Raw genomic sequence first — 18,536 nt, 5'->3', positions numbered from 1 at the left:
GAGTTATTTTATATGGAGATTCAGCTTTGGAAGGAGATACTGTCTCCTTACGAGCAGGCGGTTGATGAGCTTCTCGTGAAGTTCAACCACATAATAATGCAGTACAAGAGTATGGGAAAGTACTCACCTATAGAGAGTGTGACCGGAAGGGTGAAAACGGTCTCCAGTATTATCGATAAGCTTCAGAAGAAGAATATTCCTATGGACCGGATCGTTGAGGAGATGGATGACATAGCCGGAATCAGGATCATGTGCCAGTTCACCGAGGATATCAGCAAGGTGGTTGAGATTATACGTGGCAGACAGGACATGAGAATACGTGAGGAGAAGGATTATATAGCAAATGCCAAGGCCAGCGGCTATCAGAGCTATCACATCATACTTGATTACGATGTATATACGGTAAATGGATGCACCACCATACAGGCGGAGATCCAGATAAGGACAATGGCGATGAACTTCTGGGCAACCATAGAACATTCATTGCAGTACAAGTATAGGAAGGGAATTCCTGATGACATAAGGGCGAAGCTTAGGAACGCTGCGGATGCCACCGTTGCACTTGACAGGGAGATGTCATATGTCCGCGGAGAGATCATGGATGCACAGAATTCGTTCAATATCAAGGCGAATATAGTTTCGGAGATCATTGTTAATATCCAGAATCTGTACAAGGTGGGAAATCCAAGAGAGATTCAGAAGATTCAGGATGAGTTTTATTCTATATATAAGAAGGATGATATGGAGCTGCTTGAGAATTTTGCAAAGCAGCTTGACATAATAGCTGAGGGTTACAAGGCCCAGAGCGTAAGATAAAGGAGTTTGTTATGGCTTTACCAAAGGCGTTTGACGAGAGGATCAGAATACAGCTTGGCGATGAATACGAGGATTATATAAAGTGTTTTGACAGTGATATGTATCATGGAATCAGGGTGAATACATCCAAGATATCCGTGGAGGACTTTCTGAAGATAAGTCCTTTCGAGCTGGAGCCTGTGCCGTGGACTAAGAATGGTTTTTACTATGATCACAGGAAGTATACGCCGTCCAAGCATCCATACTATTATGCGGGGCTCTATTATATACAGGAGCCAAGTGCCATGACACCTGCCAGCGTTCTGGATATAGAGGATGGAGATGTGGTGCTAGATATATGCGCGGCACCGGGAGGCAAATCCACCGAGCTTGCGGCGAAGCTTAATGGCACGGGAATACTTATATCCAATGATATAAGCAACTCGAGAGCCAAGGCGCTTCTGAAGAACCTGGAACTTTTCGGAATAGGAAACATGTGTGTGGTAAGTGAACCTCCAAATAATCTGTCAAAGGCATTTGAGGGTACATTCGATAAGATACTTATAGATGCACCGTGTTCCGGAGAGGGCATGTTCAGAAAATCTTCATCGATGATGACTGCATGGGAGAACAACGGAACTGAACTTTTTGCCGGACTGCAGAGAGGAATATTAAATGAAGCGTGCAAGATGCTGAAACCGGGCGGAAAGCTGCTTTATTCCACATGTACATTTTCCCCCGAGGAGGATGAGAGGTCGGTGGAGTATCTGCTGTCGATAGATGACAGTATGCATCTTGTGGATTTTCCTAAATATGAGAAATTTGATGACGGCAATCCGGCCTGGGGAGAGACCGGCAATCCTGAGCTTGTGAAATGTTCAAGACTGTGGCCTCATCACGTGAAGGGCGAAGGTCATTTCATAGCTCTGTTTGAAAAGGATCAGGATGACTCATATAGAGGAAACTCAACATACTCGTTCAAGTCGTACAGGCCGGATGAGGATTTCATCGCATTTATAAAGCATGTATCTGAGTCTGCGGGTATAAAGACAGACAGGATAGAGGAAAATAAGGGAAGACTTTATTATATATCAGAGGGAATGCCTGATGTTAAGGGACTCAGGCTTTTGAGGCATGGACTGTTCCTCGGTGAGGTCAAGAAGAACAGATTTGAACCGAGTCAGTCACTTGCGATGTATCTCAAGTCAGATCAGTTTGACAATGTTGTGAGTTTTTTGGCGGATGACATAAGGGTCATAAAGTATTTAAAGGGAGAGACCGTCGAGCTGGAAGATGATCAGGATATAGAGAATGGGTATGTGCTTGTCTGCGTGGATGGATATCCGCTCGGGTGGGCCAAGAACAACAGAGGAGTATTAAAAAACAAATATTTATCGGGATGGAGGATGATGTCATGAGAAAGGTAGCGATAATCACAGGAGCATCTTCAGGGATTGGAAGAGAATTTGCACTTCAGATAGCACAGCGATACAGGACAATCGACGAGATATGGCTTATAGCAAGGAGAAAAGACAGGCTTGCTGAGGTTAAGACCGAGATAAACGCGGTAAGTGGAAAGCTTGTAAGGATACTTGCGCTTGACCTAACCGATGAGACTGATATCAAGTTCTACAGAAATCTTCTTGAGAGACAGGCTCCATCAATAAGAGTACTTGTAAATGCAGCTGGATACGGAATAGCAGGCCATTTTGAGAATATGACAGTGGACGACGTGACTGGAATGTTGAATCTCAACTGCAGGGCGCTGGCTGCCATAACACATATATCTCTGCCATATATGTCAGGCCCTTCAAATATAATCAATCTTGCTTCATCTGCAGCTTTTCTGCCTCAGCCATCATTTGCTATATATGCAGCATCCAAATCAATGGTGCTGAGCTTTTCAAGAGCACTTAACAGAGAACTTGAGGAAAAGGGGATAACTGTTACGGCTGTCTGCCCGGGACCTGTCAAGACAGAGTTCTTCGATGTTGCGCAGAAGTACACAAAGTCCAAGCCGTATAAGATGATTCTAAGAGCTGATCCTGTCAAGGTCGTAAAAAGGGCATTATTTGACGCATATTACATGAGTGATATATCAGTTTATTCACCGCTCATGAAGGCATTCAGACTTGTGAGCAAGTACCTGCCTCACAGTTTGCTGATCAGATTTATGAAGTAGATATATGGGCTGCAGGCGGACATAGCTCTACAGCCAGACCAGAGATAAATGGAGGATGATATGGAAAAAGGACAACACGGATACATGAACAGGCATAAGAGAAATGTTCTTATAAGTATCATTGTACTTGGATTGTTTGTTATAGCCGGAGTATTCTTTACTGTGGCTATGTTTGACACAAGAAAGACTGTATTTATAGTCATACCGATACTCGTCGCCCTGCCGCTTGCAAAACAGCTTGTGGCATACATAATGTGTGCAGGGTTCAAGGAACTCACGAAGGATGAGTACGCTAAACTTGAGAAGTTATCATACTTTGGAGATCCGTCACTTGTATATGATGTGTCGATAAGCAGGTACGAGGGAATAGTGTATTTCCCTGCTGCGGTCATAAGAGATGGCAGAATGCTGTTTTACTACAATGGTGGATATGGCAAAAAGATACCTGATGAGGCAGCGCTCAAGAAGATCATTACAGAGGCTCTGGCAGACCAGAAAAAATATGTTGTGATCATAGCCACAGACATTGATGGTTTTGTGGCAAAGGCCGAGAAGATCAAAGCACCTTCAGATGAATTTGTCGGTGCCGATGAGAAGATCAGAAACAGATTATATGAGCTGGGAATATAGACAAAAATGAGAGAGATAGTTATTTCAAAGAACGAAGCCGGCCAGAGGCTTAACAAGCTGGTCATGAAGTACCTTAACAAGGCTCCTTCAAGCTTCGTCTACAGGATGATAAGAAAGAAAAACATAAAACTTAATAACGGCAAGGCGGTTGGAAATGAGATCGTGTATGTTGGGGATGTGATACAGCTCTATCTGTCGGATGAGACCATAGAATCATTCAGGGATGACAGCGTGAGAGCCGGTGCTTTCACAGGTGGAAACAGGTTTAAACCGGAGATCATATATCACGACCACAACATACTTATAGTCAATAAACCGGCGGGTGTATTGTCACAGAAGGCATCGAAGGACGATTACTCGATCAATGAGAGTGTCATCGATTATCTGCTTGACAATGAGTATATAACTGAGACTCAGCTCAGAACCTTCAAGCCTTCTGTATGCAACAGGCTGGACAGGAATACCTCCGGCCTTGTTCTGTGTGGAGTGTCACTTATGGGAAGTCAGGAGCTTTCGAGGATCATAAGGGAGAGACGCATAGACAAATATTACTACACCATAGTCAAGGGAAATATGACAGAGACGCAGGATATTACGGCATATCTCGTGAAGGATGATAAGAAGAACACTGTGACAATACGTGACAGCGTGGAGGAGATACGCAGGGCTGCCGGGGACTTGGGCTATGATAAGATCCACACCATATTCCAGCCGGTCAGAACAAATGGAAAATATACAGAGCTTAAGGTAAAGCTCATAACGGGTAAGACTCACCAGATAAGGGCACAGCTCCAGCACATGGGGTATCCGGTGATCGGTGACCAGAAGTATGGTGACAGGGAGACAAACATACATTTCAGACAGACATACAAGCTTAGAAACCAGATTCTGCACTGCGGCGAGGTGGAGTTTACCGATGTTGTCGGTGGACTGGATTATCTGACGGGCAAGAGCTTCTCAGCATTCAAGCCTGATATGTATAAAAGAATAGAAAAGGATTTGTTTGAATAGATGGCTACATGGAATTCGCGAGGGCTTCGTGGCTCCACACTGGAGGATATGATAAACAACACAAATGAATATTACAGACAGAAGAACCTCGCGCTGGTCCAGAAGATCCCGACACCTATCACGCCGATAAAGATTGACAAGGACAGCAGCCAGATCACCCTGGCGTATTTCGAGAAGGATTCAACCGTCGACTATATAGGTGTTGTCCAGGGAGTTCCGGTATGTTTCGATGCAAAGGAATGTGCCACTGATACATTTACAATGCGTAACATTCATGAGCATCAGATAAGGTTCATGGAGAATTTCGAGAGACAGAACGGTGTAAGCTTTCTTATCATAATGTTCTCCGGACGAAATGAACTGTATTATATGAGATTCGAGGAGCTTAAGGGGTATCTTGAGAGAGTCCAGAATGGGCATGCCAACAACTTCAAGTACAATGAACTTGATCCCAATTTCTTTATAAGAGCCAAGGGTGGTGCATTGGTACATTATCTTGAACCTCTAAGCAGGGATCTTGATGATAGAGGTTGACAAATACAATCCGCTTTAATATAATGTGCACGTTGACATGCTACCAAAGTAGCAAATTATCACTTTAATGCGATAAAGCAATAATAAAGAACGTGAAGCATGGCAAAGTTTAATTGACAAGGAGATATGATTATGCAGGACAAACTGTTACAGACCCCAGATGGAGTGAGAGACACCTACGATGTAGAATGTAAGAAGAAGAGAAAGGTTATGCATGAACTCCATCATATTCTGGAGTTATACAGCTATCACGATATAGAGACACCTACATTTGAGTTTTTTGATATATTTAACAGAGATAAGGGTTCAGCACCTTCCAATGAGATGTACAAGTTCTTTGACAGGGACAACAATACTTTGGTGCTCAGGCCGGATATAACACCTTCAATAGCGAGATGTGTTGCAAAGTATTATGCAGATGAGGAACTTCCTGTCAGACTCTGCTATACAGGCAATACCTATACAAACACACTCAAGCTTCAGGGAAAACTCAAGGAGGTCACACAGATCGGTGCCGAGCTTGTAAATGATGATTCATCCGCTGCTGACGCTGAGATAATCGCAACTGTGATAGACTGCTTCAACGAGATCGGGATCAGTGATTTCCAGATAGAGATAGGCCAGATAGACTACTTCAAGGGTCTGGTTGCTGAATCTGGTATCAGTGAGGACGAGGAGGATCAGATAAAAGAGTACATCCATATCAAGAACTTTTTCGGACTTGAGGAGTATGTGGATGCACTTGATATAAGTGACTCTCTTAAGAAAGCATTTGTTGCATTTGATTCTCTGTTCGGCGGAATATCCATGCTTGACAAGGCTGAGGGATATGTGTCAAATGAGACATCACTTGAGGCTGTGAAGAGGCTCAGAAGAGTATATGCAGCCCTTGAGTGCTATGGATATCAGGATCACATAAGCTTTGATCTCGGTATGCTTGACGGATACAACTATTATACAGGAATCATATTCCGCGGATATACTTATGGAACCGGTGATGCTGTTGTCAAGGGCGGCCGTTACAATAATCTTCTCAAGCAGTTTGGAAAGGATGCACCGTCTATCGGTTTTGCCTTCACTGTTGAGGAGCTCATAATGGCCATGAACAGACAGAATATAGACATAGATGTGGATTATTCAAACACGATCATCCTCTATGATATAGAGAATCAGGGCAAGGCTATCAAGGCTGGTATGAAGCTTAGAAGTGAGGGACGCAAGATAGAGCTCATAAGAAAGTCACAGAAGAAATCGGTTGATGACTATATCGAGTATGCGGGTAGAGAGCATTTCTCAGGCCTTATATATTTTGAACAGTCAGGCGATGCGGTGGCATACGATCTGATAAGCCGATCACACTCCAAGTGGGATGGCAATTTATAGAAGAAACTTTTACGGCTTGATTGAGAATAGATTGAATTAGATGAAAGGTTATGGAGAGATGAGATATTTAACATTTGCCCTTGCTAAGGGGCGACTTGCAAAAAAGACACTTGCGCTGCTTGAACAGATAGGTATAACATGTGAGGAGATGAAGGATCCCGACACAAGAAAGCTTATATTTGTGAACGAGGAGCTTAAGATGAAGTTCTTCCTGTCAAAGGCCACAGATGTTCCTACTTATGTAGAATATGGTGCGGCCGATATAGGCGTTGTAGGTAAGGACACAATACTTGAGGAGGGAAGAAACCTGTATGAGGTCATGGATCTCGGTTTCGGAAAGTGCCGCATGTGTGTATGTGGACCGGCATCTGCCAGAGAGCTTCTCAAGAAGAATGAGATCATAAGAGTTGCAAGTAAGTATCCGGTGATCGCAAAGGATTACTTCAACAACCGTAAGCACCAGACAGTTGAGATAATCAAGCTCAATGGTTCAGTGGAGCTCGCTCCTATAGTTGGACTTTCAGAGGTGATCGTAGATATAGTTGAGACAGGAAGCACACTCAGGGAGAACGGACTTGAGGTGCTTGAGGAAATTTGTCCACTCTCAGCCCGCATGGTTGTGAACCAGGTAAGTCTCAAGATGGAGAATGAGAGGATACACAAGCTGTTGGAAGATCTCAACAGACTTATAAAGGAAGAGAACAAGTAGCATATATAGATGATATAATGAGCGCAAGTGAGCCAACATGCTTGCATGATTGGCGAGCGGCGAATTGGATCATGATAGTTGCGAAAGCAACGGAAAGCACCGTAGGTGCGAATCATGATATAATGAAGCACGCTGAGGCATGCGCAGGTCATCGCGCTCACGCACGACGACCTATAATATAACAAATTGATAATCACACGGAGGCATAACAGAGATGAGAATCGTAAAGCTTAATGCAGAGACAAAGAAGGATCTTCTGAAGAATCTTCTGAAGAGAAGTCCAAGTAATTTCGGTAACTATGCAGAGACTGTACAGGAAATAGTTGACGATGTGAGAGATAACGGCGATGCCGCACTCTTCTCATACACAAAGAAGTTCGACAAGGCAGATATAACAGCAGAAAATGTCAAGGTTACACAGAAAGAGATAGACTACGCATATACACAGGTCAGCCCTGAGCTCCTTGACGTTATCAGAAAAGCCAAGAAGAACATTTGGGAGTACCATGAGAAGCAGAAGCAGTATAGCTGGTTTGACTCCAAGCCAAATGGAACTCTTCTCGGACAGAAGGTTACAGCACTTGCATCTGTAGGTGTCTATGTTCCGGGTGGAAAGGCTGTTTACCCTTCATCAGTTCTGATGAATGTTATGCCGGCAAAGGTTGCAGGCGTTGAGAAGATAGTCATGACAACTCCATGTAATGCTGAGGGTGAGGTGTACGCCACAACACTCGTTGCAGCAAAGGAAGCAGGAGTGGATGAGATATACAAGGCAGGCGGCGCGCAGGCCATAGCTGCCCTTGCATACGGAACAGAGTCAGTACCTAAGGTTGACAAGATAGTTGGCCCTGGAAACATATTTGTCGCTCTTGCAAAGCGTGCCGTATACGGACATGTCAGCATAGATTCCATAGCCGGCCCATCAGAGGTAATGGTACTTGCCGATGAGACTGCCAATTCTAGATACGTGGCTGCAGATCTGCTGTCACAGGCAGAGCATGACGAGATGGCATCAGCCATACTTGTGACCACATCAGAGGAGCTTGCCGAGAAGGTATCAGTTCAGGTTGACAAGTTCATCGATGAGCTTTCAAGAAAAGAGATAATGAGAAAGTCTATAGACAATTATGGATATATTCTTCTTGCAGACAACATGAGCGATGCCATAGATGCTGTCAACGACATTGCATCAGAGCATCTCGAGATCGTCACAGCCAATCCATTTGACGTGATGACAAGAGTGAAGAATGCTGGAGCTATATTTATCGGAGAATACTCATCAGAGCCTCTTGGAGATTACTTTGCAGGCCCTAACCATGTACTTCCAACAAACGGTACAGCAAAGTTCTTCTCACCGCTTTCAGTAGACGATTTCATCAAGAAATCCAGCATAATCTACTATTCAAGAGAGGCACTTGAGGCAGTTCACACTGACATTGAAGCATTTGCCAAGGCTGAGCAGCTCACAGCACATGCCAATTCAATAGCAGTAAGATTTGAAAAATAAGACATAATGATATAGAATATGGGAAGGAGACAGGGATATGGCAGAGAAAGCAGCTAGAATCGCCAAATGTACAAGAACGACAAACGAGACAGACATAACCCTCGAGTTTAATATAGATGGAAAAGGACAGTCAAAGATCGACACAGGAATCGGTTTCTTTGACCACATGCTCACAAGTTTTGCGAAGCATGGTTTCTTTGATCTCAACGTTACAGTCAAGGGAGATCTGTATGTGGATTGTCACCATACCATTGAGGATGTGGGAATTGTGCTGGGCAAGGCCATCAAGGAGGCTCTTGGAGACAAGAAGGCCATCAAGAGATTTGGCAATTTCTTCCTGCCGATGGACGAGACTCTCGTAATGTGTGCCATAGATCTGTCGGGAAGACCATATCTTGTCTATGATCTGAACCTCCGCACAGAGAGGGTTGGATACTTCGACACACAGATGGTCAAGGAATTCTTCTATGCAGTATCATACGCTGCTGAGATGAATCTCAATATTAAGCAGTTCTCAGGGGAGAACGATCACCACATCATAGAGGCCGCATTCAAGGCATTTGCGAAGGCTCTTGATGAGGCGACAACTTATGACAGAAGATTAAACGGAAAGGTGCTTTCTACCAAGGGCACACTTTAAGGAGGTGCTGGTTCACTATGGATAATGATATGATCTGCAAAAAGATAATTCCATGTCTGGATCTGAACAATGCGGTCGAGATGGCAAAATATTACAATGATGCCGGAGCTGATGAGATAGCTTATTTTGACAGCAAGGCAACAAAAGATGGCAGAGAACCCAATGTTGCCATTATAAGACAGATATGTGACAGTGTTGATATTCCACTTATTGCCTGTGGCGGTGTGAGGGAGCTTGAAGATGTCAAGAAGCTTCTGTATGCAGGTGCATCCAAGGTATGTATGAAATCTGCGGCGCTGAACACGCCGGAGCTTGTCACTGAGGCTTCTGACAGATTTGGTTCAGAGCGAATAATCTGTACTATAGATCTTAGTGAGTGTGATGATCCTGTCGGATATGCCAGAAAACTGAAGGCGCTTGGAGCGGGAGAACTTCTGCTGCTTCACAACAACATGGTGCCGGAATATCTGGATATAGTAAAATCCATAAGAGAAAATGTTGCACTTCCTGTTATAGTTTCTACCTATTCCACTAACGGGGAAGCTGTGGCAGAGATGCTCAATGAGACAAATGCTGAATCAATTTCTCTGTACAATCTCCAGAAGATGGATATAATGGAGATTAAACAGCATTGCCGTGAGGCAAATATAGATGTGGATCTGTTTGAATCGTCCATGCCTTTTGAGGCGTTCAAACTCAATTCGGATGGACTTATTCCATGTGTTACACAGCACTATAAGACCGGTGAAGTGCTCATGGTCGCTTATATGAACAAGGAGTCGTATGAGAAGACCATCAGAACAGGGCGCATGACATACTGGAGCCGCAGCCGCAATGAGCTGTGGACCAAGGGTGATACATCCGGTCATTATCAGTTTGTCAAATCTCTTACGATAGACTGTGACAAGGACACCATACTTGCCAAGGTGTCACAGATAGGAGCTGCGTGTCATACAGGCAGCCGTACTTGTTTCTTTACAGATCTGGTGAGAAAGGAGTACAATGATACCAATCCTATGAAGGTATTCGAGGAGGTATACAATACCATACGCGACAGAAAGGATCAGCCAGGAGATGATTCTTATACCAATTATCTGTTCGGCAAGGGTATTGACAAGATCCTGAAGAAGGTCGGTGAGGGAGCTACGGAGATAGTCATAGCTGCCAAGAATCCTGATTCAGAGGATATAAAATATGAAATATCTGACTTCCTTTATCATCTCATGTGTCTGATGGTAGAGAGAGGAATCAGCTGGAAAGATATTACAGAAGAACTGGCTGACAGAAGATAGAGTGGAGGATATTAGACAATGCAAAATTATGGCGTGAACGAACTGAGAAAAATGTTCCTGGAATTCATGGAGAGCAAGGGTCATCTTAGAATGAAGAGCTTTTCACTTATTCCACACAATGACAACAGCTTACTGCTGATCAATTCAGGTATGGCACCACTTAAGCCTTACTTTACAGGTCAGGAGGTACCACCTAGAAGACGTGTGACAACATGCCAGAAGTGTATCAGAACAGGAGATATCGAGAATGTAGGTAAGACAGCCCGTCATGGTACATTCTTTGAGATGCTGGGTAATTTCTCATTTGGCGATTATTTCAAGCATGAGGCTATATCATGGACATGGGAGTTCCTCACAGAGGTTGTAGGACTTGACAAGAACAGACTCTATCCATCGGTTTATCAGGATGACGATGAGGCATTTGATATATGGAATAAGGAGATCGGTGTCGATGCTGACCGTATATTCAGATTCGGCAAGGAGGACAACTTCTGGGAGCACGGAGCTGGTCCTTGTGGTCCTTGTTCAGAGGTTTACTATGACAGAGGCGAGAAGTATGGCTGCGGTAAGCCTGGCTGTACTGTAGGCTGTGACTGTGACAGATACATGGAGGTTTGGAACAACGTATTTACACAGTTCAACAATGACGGACACAACAACTACACAGAGCTTGAGCAGAAGAACATAGATACAGGTATGGGTCTTGAGAGACTCGCAGTTGTTGTTCAGGATGTTGATTCTATATTTGATGTTGATACGATCAAGGCTCTCCGCGACAAGGTATGTGAGATGGCAGGCGTGGAATATGAGACAGATCATGAGAAGGATGTATCGATCAGACTTATAACTGATCATATCCGTTCAGTTACATTCATGACATCAGATGGTATCGTTCCATCGAACGAGGGCCGTGGTTATGTTCTTAGACGTCTTCTCAGACGTGCTGCAAGACACGGAAGACTTCTCGGCATCAAGGGCAAGTTCCTGTCAGAGCTTGCAAAGACAGTTATCGAGGTGTCAGAGGATGCATATCCTGAGCTCAGTGAGAAGAAGGAATATATCTTCAATAAGATAGACAAGGAAGAGGAGAGCTTCAATAAGACCATAGATACAGGTCTTGCGATCCTCAAGGATTATATAGACGAGACTAAGGCTGCAGGTGAGAAGGTTCTCTCAGGTGACAAGGCATTCAAGCTCTATGACACCTATGGATTCCCTCTTGATCTCACAAAGGAGATCCTCGAGGAGGAGGGGATCGAGGTTGATGAGGACAGATTCACCGAGTGCATGAATATCCAGAAGGAGACTGCAAGAAAGGCCAGAAAGACCACAACATACATGGGTGCAGACGCAACCGTATATGAGCAGCTTCCTGTTGACATGACATCTGAGTTTGTCGGATATGACAAGCTGACATACAAGTCAACTATATCAGCCATCACAACAGAGGTTGGTGAGGGTGATGATAAGAAGTCAGTTCTTGCAGATACTGTATCTGAGGGAGCACAGGCTTCAGTTATAGTTCCTGAGACACCTTTCTACGCTACCATGGGTGGTCAGATCGGTGATAAGGGAATCATCAAGACAGAGAACGGTACATTCGTTGTTGAGGATACTGTCAAGGTTGTAGGCGGCAAGATCGCACATATCGGTTATGTTGAGTCAGGTGAACTCAATGTTGGTGATGAGGCAGAACTCACAGTTGATGCTGAGAACAGAGCACTCATATGTAACAACCATTCCGCAACACATCTTCTTCAGAGAGCACTCAAGATGGTTCTCGGAGATCATGTAGAGCAGGCAGGTTCACTCGTTGAGCCGGGAAGACTGAGATTTGACTTCTCACATGATCAGGCGATGACTAAGGAAGAGATCAAGAAGGTTGAGGATATTGTAAATGAGCAGATCCAGCTCGATATACCTGTATGCACGGATGTAATGTCTGTAGATGAGGCTAAGGAGACCGGAGCCATGGCTCTGTTTGGTGAGAAGTATGGTGAGAAGGTCCGTGTGGTATCAATGGGAGACTTCTCAAAGGAGCTCTGCGGTGGTACACATGTTGCCAGCACAGGAGCTATAAAAACATTCAAGATCATATCAGAGGCCGGTGTGGCCGCAGGTACAAGACGTATCGAGGCACTTACATCTGTCGGAGCACTTGATTACTACAGAAATGTAGAGCAGGAGCTCATGGATGCTGCAAAGGCAGCTAAGACTGATATCTATGGTGTGGCATCAAGAATAGAACAGCTTCTTGCAGAGGTTAAGGAACTTACGAATGAGAATAAGAAGCTCAAGGATAAGATGGCAAAGGAGGCAGCTGGAGACGTTCTTTCAAGTGCTATAGACAAGGACGGAATCAAGATCCTCACAGCGGCTATCCCGGATACAGATATGAATTCACTGAGAAACCTCGGAGATGACTTCAAGAGCAAGCTTGGTGACAGCGTTGTTGTTCTTGCATCTGCAAAGGATGGCAAGGTAAATCTCATTGCCATGGCTACAGACGGCGCAGTTGCTAAGGGAGCCCATGCCGGTAATATCATCAAGGCCGTGGCTGGCCTTGTAGGTGGTGGCGGCGGTGGTCGTCCTAACATGGCTCAGGCCGGTGGAAAGAATCCTGACGGAATCGATGCAGCTCTTGCCCAGGCGGTTACAGAGGCTCAGAATCAGATAGCTTAAGGTTTCGTGACAGATATTTTATTAATTTGTCATTTTCCTGTTGACGATTAGGAATTTTATGTATATAATACATTTTGTGCTTAAAAATACCCAATCAGTTGTTATTTGGTAGCATAATTTTACAACTGGAGGGAGGTCAGGTGAGAGAATGTCAAGTGTAATAGTTAAAGAGAACGAAAACTTAGATAGCGCTCTTCGCAGATTTAAGAGAAATTGTGCGAAGGCTGGTATTCAGCAGGAGATTCGTAAGAGAGAGCATTACGAAAAGCCTAGTGTAAAGCGTAAGAAGAAGTCAGAGGCAGCTAGAAAGCGCAAGTACAAATAAATCATAGTATATATATTTGATTTTAAATTGATTTCTAAGAGTACCGAGTTTATTCGGTACTCTTTTTTTATGTGTATTCATATAATGTTCCAAAAGCGTTATGGTGGTATTCATGAAAGACAGAGCGAAAAACGTTATAGCATTTGAACCTCCGTGCTGGTGTCCGGACTCGGCGGGAACGACCTCCAGACTCACCATGTTCAACAATGATGAGCTGGTGATAGAGAATTTCAGACATGTGATCTACTCTGACGACGAGAGAGTGTCTGTTAAGACCCGGAAAGGGATATTGAATATATATGGGGAAAGATTACAGATCGCTTACTACGCATCCTATGAAGTGAAAATATGCGGTTCGATAAACAGTGTAGATTGGCTGACAGTGTGACTGCATGAATATTAGAAGGGAAATAAGAGGTGTGTGCTATGTGAGCTGTGACAGCCGCGCAGCTCTGCGCCTGATGAATATATGCAGCCATAAAGGAATACGTACATGGTGCGAGAGGGATGTAAAGAAGAACAGAAAAAAGAACGGCAGTAAACAGAATGACAGTAAATGGAATGGCAAGGCAGAAAACTTCTGCATATACTCCGATGACAGAAAAAGACTTGAAGAGATAGCGGACAAATGTATGATAGATATCCGAATAGCTGAGAAGAAGACTCTAAGAACCGGTTTGCTGGGCAATAGGAAGAGGATCTCGATATTACTCGGAGTTTTATTATTTTTGCTGTTTGTATACTGGGAATCAGGGTATGTATGGTACATAGAAATTGACGGATGTGAGGATTATACAAGTGAGGAAATTGCAGATCTTATCGAGATGGAGTATCCGTGCTATGGACATAGAAAAAAGAGTATTGATCTGAGCGAACTGACAGACATGCTGACGGATAATCTTGGGGAGATATGTTGGGCATCCTGCAGCATCAGTGGGACAAAGCTTACAGTTGCGCTCAAGGAGTCCGTGGATGTATTTACAGTTCCGGAAGATGGCAGACCGTGTGATCTCGTGGCCACAATGGATTGTACGATCTATTCCCTTGTTGCATCGGCGGGGACGCCTGTTGCATCGGTTGGAGATGAAGTAAAAAAAGGGGATACTCTTATATCGGGAACAGTTAACATATACAATGATGACAGTGAGGTTGTGGATACGGTGTTTGTACCTGCTTCCGGAGAGATATATGGTCTTTGTGATGTAGAGTACAGAGATGTGGTTGAGAGTGAGCTCCAGGAAAAGGAGACTACAGACAGGAAGGTAAACAAAGTAGATATAAAAATTGGACGCCGGGTATTTACTCCGTATAAAACTGCTGCCTCCGACGGCTCATACGACCTTTCCGCCGAGGAAAAACGGCTGCATATCGGCGATATGTATTTTCCGTTATCCGTGAATATAGAGCGAAAAGTGTTCTATAAAGTAAATACACGTAAGCTTACGGATAAGGAGCAGAAAGACAGACTTAACCAGCATCTGCATGTTTATATTGGCAAAATGCAAGAAAAAGGGGTGCAAATTGTCCGAAAAAATGTTATTATTACTAATGAACGCGGTGAGGCTTCGGCTGAAGGCGATATCAGTATCAGACTCCCGGTTGCTGTGCCGAGATATATTGACGTAAACAATACATCGGGAAGCGAAGAGGTGGAGCCTGACTGACAAATAATAATGACAGGGGATACAAGTATTGAGCGAATATTCAGAATCCGTAACTGTTGCATCAAACTATATACAGACTGTGTTTGGACAGTTTGATGCCAATATAAAAAAGATTGAGAAAGAATACAGTGTGTCAATGATACTTCGCGATGACAAGCTTAAGGTCAGCGGCTCCGAGGAAGGCGTGAAGAAGTCTATTCAGGTTATAGAACAGCTCTTCCAGATGGCAGACCGTGGCTCGTCCATCGATGAACAGAAGGTAGACTACACTATATCGATAGTCAATGAACACCCGCAGGAGGCTAAGGAGAGTCTTGCTGAGCTTGACAGGGACATAATCTGTCACACGATGAGCGGCAAGCCGATCAAACCGAAGACTGTCGGACAGAGAACATATGTCAATTCAATAGAAAAGTCCATGATAGTATTCGGAGTGGGCCCTGCCGGAACAGGAAAGACTTATCTTGCCATGGCAAAAGCCATAACGGCATTTAAGAATAATGAGGTTGGAAGGATCATACTTACAAGGCCGGCCATAGAGGCCGGTGAGAAACTGGGATTTCTTCCGGGTGACCTTCAGAGCAAGGTTGATCCTTATCTTAGGCCGCTCTATGATGCATTGTATGAGATAATGGGTGCTGATGCATTTATGAAGAATATGGAAAAGGGACTGATCGAGGTCGCTCCTCTTGCCTACATGAGAGGAAGAACTCTTGATAATGCGTATATTGTGCTGGATGAGGCCCAGAATACCACTCCTGCCCAGATGAAGATGTTCCTTACCAGAATAGGATTTGGCTCAAAGGCCATAATAACAGGAGACCTTTCACAGAAGGATCTTCCACACGACGCGCAGTCAGGTCTTGATGTTGCACTCAAGGTGTTAAAGGATATTGATGACATAAGCATTTGCCATCTGACGAGTCTTGATGTTGTGAGACATCCTTTGGTGCAGAAGATCGTAAATGCGTATGAGAAATATGAGGATAAGAGGAGCAGACAGGCAAAGCCTAGAAAAACCACAACTGCTCAGAAAAACAGAGGAAAATAATATGTCAGTTAATATTGAGAATGAGTATGGAGATATTGATATTAAGAATTATGAGGATGTCATAACAAGTATCGTCCAGGCTTCGCTGGAATTCGTTGGGTGTCCATATCCCTGCGAGGTGAACGTGCTGCTCACGGACAATGACTCCATACATGAAATCAATAACCAGCAGAGGAATATAGACAGGGCGACAGATGTTCTGTCATTTCCACTGATTGATTATACAATTCCTGGAAACTTTGATGGTCTCGAGGATAGCCGGTGTGACTACTTTGATCTTACTACAGATGAACTGCTATTGGGAGATATCGTTATATCTATTGATAAGGTGTATGAGCAGGCAACTGAGTACAATCACTCAAAGACGAGAGAGCTGGCTTTTCTTGTAGCCCACAGCATGCTCCATTTGTCAGGATATGACCATATGGAGGACGATGAGCGCAGGGTCATGGAAGAGATGCAGGAAAAAATACTTACAATGAAAGGATATACAAGAGACTATGAGGAGAATTAAGACGGGATTAGTTCTGGCAACCGCTCTTGTGATGGGATTATCACTTTTTGGATGCGGCTCGAAGAAAACGGAGGAGAATGTCACTACAACGGAGGCTAAGGCAGAGGTGGATGTATCACAGGCCGATATGATGAAGTCTGCCACAGCGGTTGATGAGACTTACCATGAGGGAGTATATAATGATCTTACAGGCGAGTGGAACACCGACAGAAAGGAAGAGTACGGAAGACCGATCGCTATAATGATCAACAATATTGAGAATGCGATTCCTCAGTCAGGCATAGGCCAGGCTGATGTTTTATATGAGTTTGTCGTTGAGGGCGGAATAACAAGAATGCTTGCAATATTCAACGACTATGACAATCTTGAGAAGGTCGGTTCGATCAGAAGCTGCAGACCTTACTATGTTACAACTGCCATGGAGTTTGATGCTATATACATGCATTATGGTCAGTCTCCACAGGGACAGGAGGAGCTTGACAGGACAGGAATAGATCATATAAGCGGACTTGGTGGAGAAGGATCTGTATCTTTCTACAGATCATCAGACCGTGAGGCTCCACACAATGTGTACACAAACAGCGATATGATCAAGGCTGGTCTTGATTATCTTGGATGCTCAACTACCCACAACAAGGGATACAAGAGCAAGTTTGAGTTCAATGAGGAAGATACGGTTCCTGAGGGCGAGTCTGTAAACAAGCTCACACTCAACATGTCAGTTTACACACAGCCTTGGTTTGAATATGATTCAAAGAATAAGGTATATAACAGATTCCAGTATGGTGACAAGCAGATCGATGACCTCACAGGAAAGCAGCTCACATTCAAGAATATCATCATACAGTTTGCTCACTACACCAGCATTGATGATCACGACAGACAGATGATCGATCTCGTTGGCACAGGAGACGGATACTATGTTTCAGATGGAAAGATCGTTCCTATCACATGGACAAAGTCAACCGATGACTCCGTGACAAAGTATTCAACAGCAGATGGAAAAGAACTTCAGCTCAATCCGGGCAAGACCTATGTCACAGTATTTGAGAGTGATAATAAGGCCGGAGTTGTATGGGAATAATACAGACATAAACCACATATATTAACAAGGACAGAAGATGGGATGGAATATCCTGTCTTCTGTTTTTGTTATGAAGAGAAGGTGTGGTAATGTTTAAAAGAATTATGTATTTTTTTGTTATCATTATAGCGGTATTTGTGTTATCTTTTATAACTAGAGAGATCGTGGTGAGCACGGCGTGCAGATCCGGAGACAGTAAAAGTGTGTATAGAGAATTTGACGGTATGGATAGCGGGCATATATTACCCATATCAAATGAGAGTGAACCGGAGCTTTACGGAGGGCTCGTGATTGCTGCTGAGGGTGGAACACCACATGGCAATTTCTATGTGAGCACTTATAATGGACATGTGGCGGTGTACAACAGATTTGGCAGTCTTTGCAGGGAGACGACTTGTACAGTGGATTCATTGGACAAACGTATAAGAGAACTGATCCACAAGCACGTGTATTTCAATGATATAGATGACATGAACAGGTTTATTGACAGCCTGTAAAACGTATGATAAATGATTATGGGAAAGGGGTATCGG

General features: G+C 43.9%; 19 protein-coding genes. All 19 read left to right on the top strand.

Annotated elements, in window-relative coordinates:
• Window positions 1-12: 12 nt before the first annotated feature.
• The 19 genes from ARA78_RS03265 to ARA78_RS03175 all read left to right on the top strand — a co-directional run bounded on the left by ARA78_RS03265 (window position 13) and on the right by ARA78_RS03175 (window position 18,500).
• A complete protein-coding gene (locus tag ARA78_RS03265; protein WP_055279970.1) occupies window positions 13-816 on the top strand; it encodes a GTP pyrophosphokinase in 804 nt (267 codons plus the stop codon).
• A gap of 11 nt (window positions 817-827) precedes the next feature.
• Complete coding sequence (locus ARA78_RS03260) at window positions 828-2,213, top strand: RsmF rRNA methyltransferase first C-terminal domain-containing protein (protein WP_055279969.1); 1,386 nt, start codon at window positions 828-830, stop codon at window positions 2,211-2,213.
• A complete protein-coding gene (locus ARA78_RS03255) occupies window positions 2,210-2,977 on the top strand; it encodes an SDR family NAD(P)-dependent oxidoreductase (RefSeq protein WP_055279968.1) in 768 nt (255 codons plus the stop codon). Before ARA78_RS03260 ends, ARA78_RS03255 begins: the two co-directional genes overlap by 4 nt.
• A 60-nt stretch (window positions 2,978-3,037) precedes the next feature.
• Complete coding sequence (locus tag ARA78_RS03250) at window positions 3,038-3,607, top strand: hypothetical protein (RefSeq protein ID WP_015534904.1); 570 nt, start codon at window positions 3,038-3,040, stop codon at window positions 3,605-3,607.
• 6 nt (window positions 3,608-3,613) lie between these two features.
• On the top strand, window positions 3,614-4,618 hold the full coding sequence (locus ARA78_RS03245) for an RluA family pseudouridine synthase (protein ID WP_022216496.1): 1,005 nt from the start codon (window positions 3,614-3,616) through the stop codon (window positions 4,616-4,618).
• A complete protein-coding gene (locus ARA78_RS03240; protein WP_055279967.1) occupies window positions 4,619-5,152 on the top strand; it encodes a Holliday junction resolvase RecU in 534 nt (177 codons plus the stop codon).
• Between the two features lie 132 nt (window positions 5,153-5,284).
• Window positions 5,285-6,535, top strand: coding sequence for an ATP phosphoribosyltransferase regulatory subunit (hisZ, locus tag ARA78_RS03235; protein ID WP_022216494.1), 1,251 nt, complete (start codon window positions 5,285-5,287; stop codon window positions 6,533-6,535).
• A gap of 58 nt (window positions 6,536-6,593) precedes the next feature.
• Window positions 6,594-7,244 carry an ATP phosphoribosyltransferase gene (hisG, locus tag ARA78_RS03230; protein WP_022216493.1) on the top strand — a complete coding sequence of 217 codons (651 nt, stop codon included), beginning with the start codon at window positions 6,594-6,596 and terminating at the stop codon, window positions 7,242-7,244.
• 214 nt (window positions 7,245-7,458) lie between these two features.
• The gene (gene hisD / locus ARA78_RS03225; RefSeq protein WP_055144485.1) at window positions 7,459-8,751 is read left to right on the top strand and encodes a histidinol dehydrogenase; all 1,293 of its coding nucleotides are present in this window, start codon (window positions 7,459-7,461) and stop codon (window positions 8,749-8,751) included.
• A gap of 37 nt (window positions 8,752-8,788) precedes the next feature.
• Window positions 8,789-9,391: an imidazoleglycerol-phosphate dehydratase HisB gene (hisB, locus tag ARA78_RS03220; protein ID WP_015534907.1), complete on the top strand. Its 603-nt coding sequence runs from the start codon at window positions 8,789-8,791 to the stop codon at window positions 9,389-9,391.
• Between the two features lie 17 nt (window positions 9,392-9,408).
• Window positions 9,409-10,683: a bifunctional phosphoribosyl-AMP cyclohydrolase/phosphoribosyl-ATP diphosphatase HisIE gene (hisIE, locus tag ARA78_RS13580; protein WP_082419752.1), complete on the top strand. Its 1,275-nt coding sequence runs from the start codon at window positions 9,409-9,411 to the stop codon at window positions 10,681-10,683.
• A gap of 18 nt (window positions 10,684-10,701) precedes the next feature.
• The gene (alaS, locus tag ARA78_RS03210; protein WP_055279966.1) at window positions 10,702-13,365 is read left to right on the top strand and encodes an alanine--tRNA ligase; all 2,664 of its coding nucleotides are present in this window, start codon (window positions 10,702-10,704) and stop codon (window positions 13,363-13,365) included.
• Between the two features lie 148 nt (window positions 13,366-13,513).
• A complete protein-coding gene (gene rpsU, locus ARA78_RS03205; protein WP_004851031.1) occupies window positions 13,514-13,690 on the top strand; it encodes a 30S ribosomal protein S21 in 177 nt (58 codons plus the stop codon).
• Between the two features lie 112 nt (window positions 13,691-13,802).
• Window positions 13,803-14,078, top strand: a complete 276-nt coding sequence (locus ARA78_RS03200; RefSeq protein ID WP_055279965.1) for a YabP/YqfC family sporulation protein — start codon at window positions 13,803-13,805, stop codon at window positions 14,076-14,078.
• A 4-nt stretch (window positions 14,079-14,082) separates the two neighbouring features.
• A complete protein-coding gene (locus ARA78_RS03195) occupies window positions 14,083-15,354 on the top strand; it encodes a sporulation protein YqfD (RefSeq protein WP_082423595.1) in 1,272 nt (423 codons plus the stop codon).
• A gap of 28 nt (window positions 15,355-15,382) precedes the next feature.
• Window positions 15,383-16,405 carry a PhoH family protein gene (locus ARA78_RS03190; protein WP_022216489.1) on the top strand — a complete coding sequence of 341 codons (1,023 nt, stop codon included), beginning with the start codon at window positions 15,383-15,385 and terminating at the stop codon, window positions 16,403-16,405.
• A 1-nt stretch (window position 16,406) separates the two neighbouring features.
• Complete coding sequence (gene ybeY, locus ARA78_RS03185; RefSeq protein WP_015534911.1) at window positions 16,407-16,919, top strand: rRNA maturation RNase YbeY; 513 nt, start codon at window positions 16,407-16,409, stop codon at window positions 16,917-16,919.
• Window positions 16,906-18,003 carry a DUF3048 domain-containing protein gene (locus ARA78_RS03180; protein WP_015534912.1) on the top strand — a complete coding sequence of 366 codons (1,098 nt, stop codon included), beginning with the start codon at window positions 16,906-16,908 and terminating at the stop codon, window positions 18,001-18,003. Before ybeY ends, ARA78_RS03180 begins: the two co-directional genes overlap by 14 nt.
• A gap of 104 nt (window positions 18,004-18,107) precedes the next feature.
• Complete coding sequence (locus tag ARA78_RS03175) at window positions 18,108-18,500, top strand: hypothetical protein (RefSeq protein ID WP_156329354.1); 393 nt, start codon at window positions 18,108-18,110, stop codon at window positions 18,498-18,500.
• Window positions 18,501-18,536: the final 36 nt, after the last annotated feature.

This window comes from Coprococcus eutactus, assembly GCF_001404675.1.
Lineage (GTDB): Bacteria > Bacillota > Clostridia > Lachnospirales > Lachnospiraceae > Coprococcus > Coprococcus aceti.
This window is presented reverse-complemented; position numbering and strand designations above follow the sequence as displayed.